Genomic DNA, 13,106 nt, shown 5'->3' with positions numbered 1-13,106 from the left:
CTTAGAAAGATTGTGTCAACGCCGTGCCGCACGAAATCGCACAATGACCCCTGGACTTGCGCGCGCATTCCGATAAATCGCTTATTTATCAATTGTATGCGCCGGCAAAATATTTCCGGCGCGGCATTTTCCACGCATCGTTGTCACGATACCTATGTCGCACCAATTGTGACAACGAGACCAATTTGTGCACCGCCGCATAATCGCACTGCATTCTCATTTGCGCACGGCCACGAACTGTTACAGCCTCTTGTGCAACTAATTGATAAATATGCATTCCCACTCCACCACACCGTCCTTTCCGGGATCCAGTGCCGAGATTGAGCGGCAAAACCAGAACCAGACAAATTTTCTTGCCAAGGCTTGACATCGTTGTCATGGCCTCGTAAGAATCGGCGCACACGGGGGTGTAGCCGCGCATGTGCGGCGCGAAAGCGGGCCAAGGGAGGCATGTGATCGCAATGATCCGTTCGCACGCATCGCGTGTCGCACGCGGCACTTCATGGCATTCGGAAAGACGGCGTCGCGCCTTGCCCGGCGCGAGGTCGTCGGCGCACGCCGCGTCCAGTGCCCTGCCACCGTTTCCGCGGCGTCCCGCCATCGGAACGTGGTCCGATCGACCGCGATGGGCGGCCTCGCCAGCGCACCTGCTCGATTCACGCGATATCGCCGTGCACGCGCCGCGGCCGCTCGCGCCTGCACGTGCGCACGACACCGGCAGCACCCGTCGTCCCGTGCAGCGCGGGACGGCCTCTAGGTTCCGCAGCACCCGGCACTCCAGCCCGCATCCGCACCCCAGGCAGTAAGGCAACAGGCAACTCCGGCACGCGGCCCGACGTCCGCGCAATCGCGTTGATCCATTGAATGATGAGGGAGAGACATCATGCAATACCGCCATTCCGCCCTGTCGGCGGCCATCGCCGCCAGCGTCCTCGCCTTCGCCGCGCAGGCGCAGCAGGCCGATTCCGCCGCCACCGACCTGGACGCGGTCCAGGTGGTCGGCATCCGCGCCAGCCTGGAGAAGTCGCTGGACACCAAGCGCAACAACGTCACCGTGTCCGAGGCGATCACCGCCGAGGACATCGGCAAGTTCCCCAGCACCAACGTCGCCGAGGCATTCGCGCAGATCCCCGGCGTCACCATCGACCGCCGCTTCGGCCAGGGTGAGCGGGTCAGCATCGACGGCACCGATCCCAGCCTCAACCTGTCGTTCCTGGACGGTCACCCGGTGGCGCAGGCGATCTGGCTGTACGGCGAGCAGCCCAACCGCGGCTTCGACTACACCCTGCTGTCGCCGCAGATCCTGGGCCGCGCGGAGATCGTCAAATCCACCGAGGCGCGGCTCACCGAAGGCAGCCTTGGCGGCACCGTGCTGATGCACAGCCGCCGGCCGCTGGACCTGAAGGCCAACGAGATCGCCGGCTCGGTGGGCTACAGCTACAGCCAGCAGGCCAGCGAGGGCAAGCCGAATGCGTCGCTGCTGTACAGCTGGAAGAATCCGCAGGAGACCTTCGGTATTGCGGTCTCCGCGCAGCACTACGAGGAACGCGTCGACCGTCAGGGCCTGGAAGTGTTCGGCTACGCCAAGGCCGGCACCTTCGCCAACGCCACCGGCGTGCCCGCCGATGCGGACGTGCCCAACTCGATCAACGCCGCCTGGTTCCAGCAGGACCGCAAGCGCGACAGCGCGGTGGTGAACCTGCAGCTCAAGCCGAGCGACGCGCTGGAGTTCAACCTCAGCGGCCTGTACATCAAGGAAGACTTCGACAACTACAACCAGTCGATGTACAGCTTCCTGACCTGGAACCCGGGCACCATCGCCGCGGTCGATGCGCTGGGCGACGTGCGCAACGGCGTGGTCCGCAGCGGCCATTCCGGCGCCAACGCCAACGCGGGCGGCGGCACGGTGATCTACGACAACAACGTGCGCCAGTCGCAGGTGACCACCAAGGGCCTGGACCTGCGCGGTGCCTACCGCGGCGAACGCTGGACCCTGCGCGGCCAGGTCGGCCAGAGCAAGTCCGACAACGATCACCTGGCGCAGTATTTCATCGAGCCGTTCTACAACGGCGGCTTCCGCTGGGATCTGGACCGCGGCATCCGCTTCGACGACCCCACCGCCGCGCGCAACCCGGCCAACTGGGGCTCGGCCGGCGGCTGGATCGGCAACAACGGCGTGTTCTCCACCCAGAGCAAGGACCGTTACGGCCAGCTCGATCTGGACCTGCAGTTCGACGGCGTGTTCAACCAGCTGCTGGCCGGCGTACGCCAGGGCAAGCACGACGAGGACTTCGCCCTCAACGTGTACGGTGGCGTCACCCCCGGCACGCTGGCCGACATCGGCACCATCGGCCTGACCGACATCCGCGGGTTCTATCCCGACCAGGGCCAGCACGTGCAGGCCGGGCGCGGCAACGTGATCGACTGGATCCGCAACAGCCCGGTCGACTACGCCAACCCGGACCCGTCCAGCTACCTCAACAATACCTGGGCGCTGCAGCAGACCAACAACGCCGCCTACGTGCAATTGAACTTCTCCAACGCCGGCCTGCGCGGCAACCTCGGCCTGCGCTACGTGCGCTCCAAGACCGAGGGCAGCGGCTTCGTCTACAGCGGCACGCCATCCCTGCAGGACCTGGACAGCAAGTGGCAGACGCGCACGCAGACCGAGCACTTCCTGCTGCCGTCGCTGAACCTGGTCTACGACACCGACAACGACTGGGTGTTCCGTTTCGGCGCCGGCAAGGTGATCGCCTGGGCGCCGTACAACCAGATGGTCAACAACACCTTCCTCAACGACACCACGCTCACCGGCAGCGGCGGCAATGCCGAGCTCTCGCCGTACGAATCGTGGAACTTCAACCTCTCGGCCGAGTACTACTTCGCGCCGCAGGCGGTGGTGGCCTGGTCGATTTTCTACAAGAAGATCGACAACTACATCGACACTTCGGCCACCATCGAGCGCCAGTACAACGCGATCCGCGACACCTCGCCGCAGACCTGGGCGCAGATGCTCGGCAGCAACGGCTGCACCGCCGACGGCTATTGCGACTACAGCATCCAGCGCCCGCGCAATGCCGGCGACGGCAAGGTCAAGGGCTTCACCCTGGCCTACCAGCAGCCGTTCGGCGAGACCGGCTTCGGCCTGTCCGCCAACTACACCTACGCCAGCGGCGAGAACAACAGCGGCAACCCGCTGCCCTACCAGTCGCGCAACAGCGTCGCCTTCAGCCCCTACTACGAGAAGGGGCCGTGGAACGCGCGGATCAGCCTGAACTGGCGCGACAGCTACCTGGCCGGCGGCTATGTCGCCGGCGCCGCGCCGGCCAGCGTCGACGACTACACCGACCTGGGCGCCAGCGTGGGCTACGCGATCAATGCACAGTGGTCGCTGCAACTGGACGCGCAGAACCTGCTGGACGAGGAGTACCTGCAGTACCTGGGCGACAAGGACCACCCGGCCGGGCGCTACCACAACGGCCGCCGCTACATGGCGACGCTGCACTTCAAGTTCTGAGCGCTGCCACGCCTGCGCCGCGGAGCCAACGCCGCGGCGCAGGCGCGCGCATGCGGGCCGCGGCAGCGCCGGCATGCGCTGGCGCCGGCACGCCTCAGCGCGGGAACTGCACGTGCCCGTCGGCGAAGTACACGCCCTTTTCGCCCTGGCTGGGCAGCGCACCGAGGGTATCGGTGACCACTTGGCCGCGAATATCGGTGAGGCGGATCTCCAGCAGTTGCGCGCCCATCTGCTCGCCGACGAAATGGTTGTACGCGGTCTTGGGCAGGCTGACCCAATCGCCGTTCTTCTTGTATTCGAACTTCACCACCGGATAGCGGTGGTTGCGCACCTGGATCGCCGCCCAATACTGCGAGCTGCCCTCCTTGATCCGGTACACCACGTTGCCGCTGACCGGCGCGGCCACCACCTGCCAGCGGATCGGGATGCGCCCGGCACTGGTGTCGCCGATCGCGGCGAACGCATTGGGCGACAGATCCAGCCCGCAGTCGGCGCCGTCCGGATACAGATCGGTGACGTACACCGTGACCGTGCCGCGCGGCCCCTGCACCTGCAGGTAGGCACCGGCCAGCGCCGCCTGGATGCCGCCGGCATTGAGCTGCGTCGGATTCAACGCGGTGATCGTCGCGGCCGGGTCGATGGGATCCAGCAGCAGGGCGCCGCCGGAATAACCGGAGCTGGTGTAGGTGGCGGTGCCGCTGCAGACATCGTTCCAGGCGGCGCTGGCGGGTGTGGCGCTGGCGGCCAGGCACAACGCGGCGAACAGGCCGGCGCCGCGCGCGGCACGGGGGGAGTGTCGTGCTTGCATGCGTGTTCTCCTGCAAAGGCGCGCGGAGCCGCCGCGCGGCGACCGGGCAGCCCGCCCGGCGCCGGCACTCTAGGACGCGGCGCGCCTGCCGCGCCTTGCGCGCGGACAGGAAATCAGGGTTTGGCCGAGACCGTAGACCGCGCGGCCACGTCGCTCAGCGGCGGCGCAGGCTGCCGCGTTCCAGCCGCCACAGCAGATCGCGCCACGGCGTGGCCGCGGTGGCCATGCCGGCAGCCACACCCAAGGCATCGGCCAGCGCATCCAGCGGATCGGCCGAGCGCGTGGTGGTCCAGGCGCCCTGCGCGAACTCGATGCCCACGCCCAGCGCCAGCAGGCCCAGCGCAGCCCAGGCCCAGGCGCGTGGTCCGGCATAGACCTGCACCGCCGCGGCGGCCAACAGCAGGTAGGCGATGAAGTGCTCGGCCTTGTCGCTGTCGGGCAGGTCCGACAACTGCGGCGGGTGCGGCATCATGCACACGTAGATCAGCACCGCGATGCCCAGCCACCACAGCCCCAGCCACACCCAGGGCCAACGGAAGGCACGCACTGCCGCCATCACAGCCGCCAAGTCAGGTCGCCGGACAGGAACGCCGGCGCCAGCGACACGTCGCGTTCGAAGCCCATCACCTGGAAGCGCTCGCCCATCTCGCTGGGCAGGGTCAATTGCTTCACCTGCTGGCGCAGACGCAGCCGCGCGGCCTCGTCGCTGCGTGCCTCGGCCTCGGCCAGCAGCGCGTCCAGGCCATTGCCGAGCAGGAAGCTGGCCTGGTTGCAGTAGCCGGCTAGGTCGAAGCCCGCCCCGGTGCCGGCCTCGGCCAGCGCGGTGAAGTCCACCGACGCGGTCAGATCCTGCAGGCCCGGCCAGCGGTACGGATCGGCATGCGTGCGGTGCCGGTAGAACGCGCGCAAGGTGCCGTCGTCGCGTTCGGGCAGATAGAACTCGCGACGCGGATAGCCGTAGTCCACGAACAGCATCGCACCGCTGCGCAGGCCGCCGGCCACCGCCTGGATCCAGTACGGCAACTGCGGCAACAGCTCGGAACGGTAGCCATCGGCGAACGGCGCCTGCAGATAGCGCTCGACGTGCCGCACCGCCGCCGCCAGCAGCGGATCGGCCGGCTGTTCGCCACGGCGGAAGCGGCCCTCGCCGTCCAGGGTCACGGTCTCTTCGAACACCTCGCCGTCGCGTAGCGCGAAGCGCGGCGTCGGCAAGGCGTCGATCACCTCGTTGGCGAACAGCACGCCGTTCCAGTCGTCGTCGAATGGTCGGTCCAGCCACTCCACCAAGTCGAACACCGGCGGGATCAGCGCGCGCGCCAGACGCTCGCGCTGACGTTCGCGCAGGTCGGCACTGGGCTCCAGGATCGCGTAGCGCTCGGGCAACGCATCCAGCGCCAGCAGGCGCTTGAGCATGACCTCGGCGAAGGCGCCGCTGCCGCCGCCCACCTCCAGCATGCGTGCCTGCGGCCCCAGTTGCTGCAGCACCGGCGCCAGCGCATTGGACACGGTCGCGGCGAACAGCGGCCCCAGTTCCGGCGCAGTGACGAAATCGCCCTCTTCACCGAACTTGCTGCTGCCGGCGCTGTAGTAACCGAGACCTGGCGCGTACAGCGCCAGCTCCATGAAGCGCGAGAATGGAATGGCCCCGCCGGCGGCGGCGATCTCGGCACGCACGTGCGCGGCCAGGCGCTCGCTGTGGGCCAATGCGGTGGCATCGGGCGAAGGAAGGTCGGTGGGCATGCGGCGCCGGATTGCGTGGACAATGCACAGCATAGCCGAGCATGGAACCCGTACATGACCCAGACCAAAGTCGCCCTGATCACCGGCAGCGCGCGGCGCATCGGCGCCGGCATCGCCCGGCGCCTGCACGCGGCCGGCTACGACCTCGCCTTGCATGCGCACACTTCGCAGGCCGAGCTGCACGCGCTGGCGCAGGAACTGGAAGCCATGCGCGCCGGCAGCACGCTGACCCTGCAGGCCGATCTGCGCGACACCGCGCAGTTACCGGACCTGGTGGCGCAGTGCGTGGCGCGTTTCGGCCGGCTCGACGCGCTGGTCAACAACGCCTCCAACTTCTATCCCACGCCGTTGCACGAGGCGACGCCGGCGCAGTGGGACGACCTGTTCGCGGTCAACGCGCGCGCGCCGCTGTTCCTGGCGCAGGCCGCGGCCACGCAACTGCGCCAGCATGGCGGCGCGATCGTCAACCTCACCGACCTGCACGCCGAACAACCGCTGCGCGCGCATCCGCTGTACAGCGCGGCCAAGGCCGCCCTGGCGATGCTGACCCGTTCGCTGGCGCTGGAACTGGCACCGCAGGTGCGGGTCAACGCCATCGCCCCCGGCGCGATCCTGTGGCCCGACGCGGGCAAGGACGCGGCCGCGCAGCAGGCCCTGCTGGCACGCACCGCGCTCGCGCGCACCGGCCAGGTCGAGGAAATCGCCGACGCCGTGCGCTGGCTGCTCGACGATGCCAGCTTCGTCACCGGGCAGACCGTGCGGGTGGATGGCGGGCGCGGGCTGATGTGAGGCCGGGATTGGGGATTCGGGAGTCGGGATTCGCTTCAGGCAGCAGCAACAGCGAGACCGCATCGGGTAAGCCCAACGACGTTCAAGCGGGCGCCATCGGACCGCTGCAATCCGCCTTTGCGAATCCCGACTCCCGACTCCCCGCTACTCAACCAATTCCACCACCTCGAACACCTTCCCGTGCTCGGCATGCGCCTGCCATAGCGCAGCCAGGGATTGGCCGCTGACCGGGTCGACGAAGTCGGCGGCGATGTCGGCCAGCGGCTTGAGGACGAAGGCGTGGCGCAGTTCCGGACGCGGGATGCGCAACTTGCCGGGCCCCTCGACGATGCGGTCGCCGTAGAACACCACGTCGATGTCCAGGGTGCGGTCGCTGAAACGCGGGCCGCTGCGGTCGCGGCCATGCGCGTCCTCCAGCGCATGCAGCCAGTCGTCCAGCGGCGCCAGCTCCCAGTCGGTCTGCAGCGCCACGGCGTTGTTCAGGAACGCCGGCCCGTCGAAGCCGACCGCCGCGGTGCGATAGGTCGGCGACACGACGATCGCGCCGAACTGCCGGCGCAGCGCCGCGATCGCCGCGGCCAGGTGGTGATGCGGGCGCAGATTGCTGCCCAGGCTCAGAAGCACGGTGGTCATGCGCTATTCGCGCATGCCGCGGCGGCGAGCGTCAACGGTAGCCAAGCCCGAGCCCCCCGCATAGAATCGGAACGTACCTGGTTTTTCGGCAGCGCCATGACATATTGCGTCGGCATCGAAGTGGACGAAGGCCTGGTCTTCGCCGCTGACACCCGCACCAACGCCTCGCTGGACGACGTCCGCGTGCACCGCAAGCTGCACGTGTTCGAGTATCCGGGCCAGGCGGTGTTCGCATTGATGTCGGCCGGCAACCTGGCGACCACGCAGCTGACCCTCTCGCGCCTGCAGCGCGACGCCGACGATCCCGAGGCGCCGCGCAGTCTGCGCAGCTTCCGTCACCTGTTCGAGGTCGCCGAGTATGTCGGCGAAGTGCTGGCCTCCAGCCAGATCAAGCTCTCCGAGCAATCCCAGCACAGCGGCGTCAACGTGCAGTCGACGCTGATCCTGGGCGGGCAGATCGCCGGCGAACGGCCCGGGCTGTACATGATCTATCCGCTCGGCAACGCCATCGCCACTTCGCCGGAGACGCCCTACCTGCAGATCGGCGAATCCAAGTACGGCAAGCCGATCCTGGACCGCATCATCCGCTCGGAGATGCAACTGGAAGACGCCGCGCGCACCGCGCTGGTGTCGCTGGACTCGACCATCCGCTCCAACCTGTCGGTGGGCATGCCGATCGACCTGGCGCTGATCCGCCGCAACGACCTGCGCGTGACCGAACGCATGCGCCTGGAAGCCGACACCCCGCTGTACGCCGAGATCCACGACACCTGGTCGCGCAAGCTGGAGAACGCCGTGCGCACCCTGCCGCGTTTCCCCTGGGAACCGGCCCTGGCCGCCGACCCCGACAACGAAACCCGCGACATCCTGCCGCCCCTGCCGCCCCGTCGCGCCCCCGCCCGTCGCGACCCGGAAGACCAGTCAGCCCAGCAGTGAGGCGCCGGGATTGGGGAGTCGGGATTAGGGATTCGCAAAAGCGGATCCCTGGGGAGCTGACACAACGCGCCTAGCGCGTTGCTGCGCTTCGCGCGCCGAGCGGCGTCGGCTGTTGTTGTTGCCCCGGGCGAATCCCCAATCCCGACTCCCCAATTCCGGCTTCACAACAAATCCCGAATCCCGACTCCCCAATCCCAGCCCCTGGATCAACCACTCTCAAGCGCATGCGCCACGGCGCGGAACACGCGCTGCATTTCCAGCGGCTTGCGCAGGACGTGCACGGCGATGTCGGCGGGGAAGTGGTCGCGTTCCAGGTGGGTGCCGGTGTCCTCGAGCACGATCGCCGGGCCCTGGTAGCCCAGGTCCTGTAGCGCCAGCAGCAAGCGCACCGCCGACAGCAGGATGATGTCGCTGTCGACGATCACCAGGTCCGGCAGGCCGTGCTCCTCGACGTCGCGCAGCGCCGCGGCGCCGTCGGACGCCAGCTGCGGGCGGTAGCCCTGGCTGGACAGCGCATTGCCCAGCAGCGACAGCCGCGTGGCCTCGCCGTCGACCAGCAGCACGCGCTGGCCCTTGCCCATCGGCAGCGACAGCTCCGGCTCGGTCGACGGCGCCGGCGTGCGCAGCGGCATCAGCAGTTCGAAGCAGGTGCCCTCGCCCGGCGTGCTGTCCACGCCGATCCGGCCGCCATAGCTCTCGACGATGCGCTTGCAGGAGATCAGGCCCAGGCCGGTGCCGTCCGGCTTGGTGGTGAAGAACGGGCTGAACAGCCGCGCCTGGGTCTCCGCATCCATGCCGATACCGCTATCGCGGACCAGAATGCGCACCTGCTCGCTGCCGTCGGCGCCGATCGCCGGCGTCGCCGACAGGCTCAACTGGCCGCCCTCCGGCATCGCCTGGATCGCGTTGAGGCCGAGGTTGAGCAGGCACTGCTGCAGTTCGGTGTAGTTGGCCTCGATCGACAGCGCCGGATCGGCCACGTCCACCTTCAGCGAAACCCGCTCCGGCAGGCTGCTCTTGAGCAGCATCTGCACCGCCTGGAACAGCTCGGCCAGGCGCACCCGCTCGCTGGGCGTGCGCGAACCGCGCACGAACGAGAGCATCGACTCGGCCATCTCATGGCCGCGCCGGCCGCACTCGGCGATGACGTCGGCCAGGTGCCGCAGTTGCGGATCGTCGCTGCGCCCGACGATCAGTTCCGGCACGATCAGCAGCGGCTGCAGGATGTTGCGCAGGTCGTGGCTGAGGCCGGCGGCGAGCAGGGCCAGGCTCTCCAGCCGCTGCGCGCGCATCAGTTCGCGCTCCACCCGCTGCCGCTCGCGCTCGGTGCGGGCCTCGCGGATCGCCCGCGCCACCGCCGACGGCAGGCGGGTCGGGTTGTGCTTGATGATGTAGTCGTTGGCGCCGTCGCGCAGCGCCTCCACCGCGGTCTCCTCGCCGATGGTGCCGGAGACGAAGATGAAGGGAACGGCGTTGCCGTCCTCGCGCACCACCCGCAGCGCCTCGTGCCCGGAGAACCCGGGCATGCTCAGATCCGACAGCACGATGTCCGGAGCGAACTCGCCGAGCGCTTCGCGCAGCGTCGGTTCGCTTTCCACACGGCGGAACGTCGCCTCCAGGCCGGCGTCCAGCAACTGGTCGGACAGCAGCTCGGCATCCTCCGGCGAATCCTCGACCATGAGGATCCGGATCGGGCCAAGCCTGGGGCCGGTGGTGGGCATGCGCGCTTACTCTTTGTCCGGCGCCTGGTTGATCAGCGCCCAGAAGGTGCCCAGGGTCTTCACCGCGGTGAAGAACTGGTCCACGTCCACCGGCTTGACCACATAGGCGTTCACGCCCAGGTCCCAGCTGCGGGCCAGGTCGCTTTCCTCGCGCGAGGACGACAGGATCACCACCGGCAGGCGCTTGAGCGACTCGTCGCTGCGCACCAGCTTGAGCACTTCCAGGCCGTCCATGCGCGGCATCTTGATGTCCAGCAGCAACACCGCCGGCAGGCCTTCCTCGCGGTCGGCGTAGGCGCCGCGGCGCAGCAGGTAGTCCATCGCCTCGACGCCGTCCTCGACGTGCACGATGGGGTTGGCCAGGCGCGCGTCGCGCAACGCATCCACCGCCATTTCGGCATCGGCGGGGCTGTCTTCGGCAAGCAGGATGGTGCGGATGGCGGTCATGCAATGAACTCGGTAGAGGGCGTTTCGGGCGCCGGGGGCAAGACGAAGTGGAAGGTGGCGCCCTGGTCGGGGGCGGACTCGGCCCAGATATGGCCGCCATGGCGGGCCAGCACGCGGCGCACGCTGGCCAGGCCGATGCCGGTACCGGAATACTCGCTGGCCTTGTGCAGGCGCTGGAACACGCCGAACAGCTTGGCCGCGTAGGTCATGTCGAAGCCGGCGCCATTATCGCGCACGCTGAAGTGATGGCTGCCGTCCGGCTGCACCTGGTAGCCGACCTCGATCTGCGCGACCTCGCGCTTGGCGCTGTACTTGACTGCGTTGCCGAGCAGGTTCAGCCACAGCTGCCGCATCATGTTCTCGTCGGCCACCAGGATCGGCAGCGGCGCGATGTTCCATTCGATGCGGTGGCCGCTGCCGCCGTGCTCGGACTGATAGTTGGCGTCGAGCACCGAGCGCGTCTCCGCCACCAGCGACTGCATGTCCACCGCCTGCAGGCGCAGCGCGCTACGGCCGAGGCGCGAATACACCAGCAGGTCGTCGATCAGCGAGGCCATGCGCCGCGCCGAGGTGCCGATCACCTCGAGATAGTGCCGGCTCTTCTCGTCGGCGCCGTCGCCCAGGTGGCGGGCCAGCTTGTCGGCGAAGCCGGCGACATGGCGCAGCGGCGCGCGCAGATCGTGCGAGACCGAGTAGCTGAACGCCTCCAGCTCGCGATTGACCTCCGACACCTGCTCGACCTTGCCCTCCAGTTGCCGGTTCAGCTCCTGGATGCGCTGTTGCGCCGTCTTCTGCAGGGTGATGTCGCTGACCGTCATCAAGACCACTTCATCCTCGCTGTCAGGCAGCGGCATGCGCCGCGCATTCAGCAGCATGGTCCTTGGTACCCCGTCCGCGCCGAGTTGTTCGTGCTCGAAATCCCACAATTCGCGTCCGCGCAGCAGCACGTCGGCCAGGCGCTGGACGATGATCGGATCCTGCCAGACGCCGTGGCCCACATCGGCCAGCATCTTCGGCGGATCGGCCAGGTCCATCCCGTACAGTTCGGCGAAGGCGGTGTTGTGCATCAGCATGCGCTGGCTGCCGTCGAGCAGCACGATGGGTTCGCGCACGGTCTGCAGCACCGCCGCGGCGCGGCCGTTGGCGCGCAGCATGTGGCGCTCGGCATCCAGGCGCCGGCCGATCTGCCGCTGCAGCAGCCAGATCACCAGGCCCAGCAGCAGCAACTGCACCATCAGCGAACTCCAGCTGACCATCGAGGCGACCATGCGACGCTGTTCGGCGTCGGCGGTGCGCTCGCTCAACAGTTCGTCCTCGCGTCGCTGCAGTTCGGCGATCAGGCCGCGCACCGGATTGTCGGCGGTCATGTCCTGGATCAGCGCGCGGATCCGGTCCGGATCGCGCGTCTGCGCGATCCGCTCGGCGATCAGGCCGCGCCGTTCCAGCGTGCTCTGCAGGCGGCCGATGCGGATCTGCTGGTCGGGGTTGTCGCGGGTGAGTTCGGCCAGGTGGGCGATGGACGGCTGCAACGACACGCGCGCGTCCTTGAGGCGCGCAGTCAGGATCGGCGACTGCACGCCATGCGACATTGCCATCGCCGCCGACTCCATGTCGCGCATGTCCGCCTCCATCGCGTTCAGCGTGGCGGTCACCTCCTGGCTGTGGCCGACCCAGTCGGCGGCACGCAGAGTGCTGGCATTCATCTGCCGCAGCAGCAGCGAGGGCAGGATGACGATCAGGACGACGGCCAATGCCAGCAGCGGCAGGCGCCAGCGGTCCCAAGCATCGTGTTTGGCGATGGTCTGCATAGCGGGTGCGTCAGAAGGAGAAACGGCTGCGGCCATCGCGGGCGCGCATTGTCGCCCATCTTCCCCGGCAGCAGATGAATTATTCAGCGGGAGCGCGACACCCCGATCGCGCCAACGGCATGGACTCTATCCCACTTCGCGCACGCGTCCACGCCAGCGGCCCCCGGCCGCCGGCAGGAGCGCCACGTACGCGCGGCGCTCAGGGCTGGCGCGCCACGCGGGCGGCTGGACCGGCCTGGGTGCCGACCAGCGCCCAGGCCGGCATGCCGGCGCGGACCAGCAGGAAATCGGCATGGCTGCGCAGGCGCCGGCGCTCGGATTGGCTCAGGCCCTGATCCAGTTCCTGCATCAGCGCCGAGAAGGCGGGCCAGAAACCGGCATCGTCGTGGAAGGTGGTCAACAGCATGCTCAACTGCGCCTCGAGCCGGCGTACCGCGGGCAGCAGCGGCGACCCCTGCGCCGCATGGCCGGACAGCGCGGCGCCCAGCGCCTCGGCGGCTGCGGCCGCATGCCCCGCGGCCGGGTGGGGTTGGGTGTCCAACATCGCGCGTGATCCGTTGAGGAACATGAAGGGATGATGTCCGAACCGGTGTCAAAGCGACGCGAAATGTTATGTGCGTCTCAATTATTCGGCATCCACCAAAAAAAACGCACCCCGCAGGGTGCGCCATGGCCGGTGTCGCGGGTGGGGCGCCTCGTCGCATCCC

Annotated in this window: 11 protein-coding genes and 1 pseudogene; 3 read left to right on the top strand and 9 right to left on the bottom strand. The window is 68.2% G+C overall.

Annotated features, from left to right (window positions below; translation table 11 throughout):
* Positions 1–88: 88 nt before the first annotated feature.
* A complete protein-coding gene (locus NUG21_RS04410) occupies positions 89–421 on the bottom strand; it encodes a hypothetical protein (RefSeq protein ID WP_263392392.1) in 333 nt (110 codons plus the stop codon).
* Positions 422–883: 462 nt separating this feature from the next.
* On the opposite strand from NUG21_RS04410, the gene NUG21_RS04405 reads away from it, so the two are divergent.
* Positions 884–3,517: a TonB-dependent receptor gene (locus NUG21_RS04405; RefSeq protein ID WP_263392391.1), complete on the top strand. Its 2,634-nt coding sequence runs from the start codon at positions 884–886 to the stop codon at positions 3,515–3,517.
* Positions 3,518–3,611: 94 nt separating this feature from the next.
* Here the strand turns inward: NUG21_RS04405 and NUG21_RS04400 are convergent.
* From NUG21_RS04400 to NUG21_RS04390, 3 genes and pseudogenes are all read right to left on the bottom strand, one after another.
* Positions 3,612–4,217: pseudogene (locus tag NUG21_RS04400) on the bottom strand (expansin EXLX1 family cellulose-binding protein); the annotation flags it as partial.
* Positions 4,218–4,479: 262 nt separating this feature from the next.
* On the bottom strand, positions 4,480–4,881 hold the full coding sequence (locus NUG21_RS04395) for a VanZ family protein (RefSeq protein ID WP_242082017.1): 402 nt from the start codon (positions 4,879–4,881) through the stop codon (positions 4,480–4,482).
* On the bottom strand, positions 4,881–6,065 hold the full coding sequence (locus NUG21_RS04390) for a class I SAM-dependent methyltransferase (RefSeq protein WP_263392389.1): 1,185 nt from the start codon (positions 6,063–6,065) through the stop codon (positions 4,881–4,883). Before NUG21_RS04390 ends, NUG21_RS04395 begins: the two co-directional genes overlap by 1 nt.
* A gap of 54 nt (positions 6,066–6,119) precedes the next feature.
* Between NUG21_RS04390 and NUG21_RS04385 the strand changes: the two genes are divergently transcribed.
* Entirely contained in the window at positions 6,120–6,854 is a 735-nt protein-coding gene (locus NUG21_RS04385; RefSeq protein ID WP_263392388.1) for a pteridine reductase, read from the top strand.
* Positions 6,855–6,998: 144 nt separating this feature from the next.
* Here NUG21_RS04385 and folK read toward each other — a convergent pair whose 3' ends face one another.
* Positions 6,999–7,487, bottom strand: coding sequence for a 2-amino-4-hydroxy-6-hydroxymethyldihydropteridine diphosphokinase (gene folK / locus NUG21_RS04380; protein ID WP_019795883.1), 489 nt, complete (start codon positions 7,485–7,487; stop codon positions 6,999–7,001).
* Between the two features lie 96 nt (positions 7,488–7,583).
* On the opposite strand from folK, the gene NUG21_RS04375 reads away from it, so the two are divergent.
* Positions 7,584–8,423 carry a proteasome-type protease gene (locus NUG21_RS04375; RefSeq protein ID WP_160945424.1) on the top strand — a complete coding sequence of 280 codons (840 nt, stop codon included), beginning with the start codon at positions 7,584–7,586 and terminating at the stop codon, positions 8,421–8,423.
* 206 nt (positions 8,424–8,629) lie between these two features.
* Here the strand turns inward: NUG21_RS04375 and NUG21_RS04370 are convergent, their stop codons facing one another.
* The 4 genes from NUG21_RS04370 to NUG21_RS04355 form a co-directional block, all read right to left on the bottom strand.
* Positions 8,630–10,144, bottom strand: coding sequence for an ATP-binding response regulator (locus NUG21_RS04370; protein ID WP_242082013.1), 1,515 nt, complete (start codon positions 10,142–10,144; stop codon positions 8,630–8,632).
* A 6-nt stretch (positions 10,145–10,150) separates the two neighbouring features.
* Positions 10,151–10,591 (bottom strand): response regulator, encoded by a 441-nt coding sequence (locus tag NUG21_RS04365; protein ID WP_019797077.1) that lies wholly within the window; start codon positions 10,589–10,591, stop codon positions 10,151–10,153.
* The gene (locus tag NUG21_RS04360; protein ID WP_263392387.1) at positions 10,588–12,399 is read right to left on the bottom strand and encodes a sensor histidine kinase; all 1,812 of its coding nucleotides are present in this window, start codon (positions 12,397–12,399) and stop codon (positions 10,588–10,590) included. The genes NUG21_RS04365 and NUG21_RS04360 overlap by 4 nt, the downstream gene beginning before the upstream one ends.
* A 199-nt stretch (positions 12,400–12,598) precedes the next feature.
* A complete protein-coding gene (locus NUG21_RS04355; RefSeq protein WP_263392386.1) occupies positions 12,599–12,943 on the bottom strand; it encodes a hypothetical protein in 345 nt (114 codons plus the stop codon).
* Positions 12,944–13,106 lie beyond the last annotated feature (163 nt).

Origin of the sequence: Xanthomonas sp. CFBP 8445 (assembly GCF_025666235.1) — a bacterium.
In the GTDB taxonomy this organism is placed as follows: domain Bacteria; phylum Pseudomonadota; class Gammaproteobacteria; order Xanthomonadales; family Xanthomonadaceae; genus Xanthomonas_A; species Xanthomonas_A indica.
Note: the sequence above shows the minus strand (reverse complement) of the source record. Positions and strands in the feature narration are given on the sequence as shown.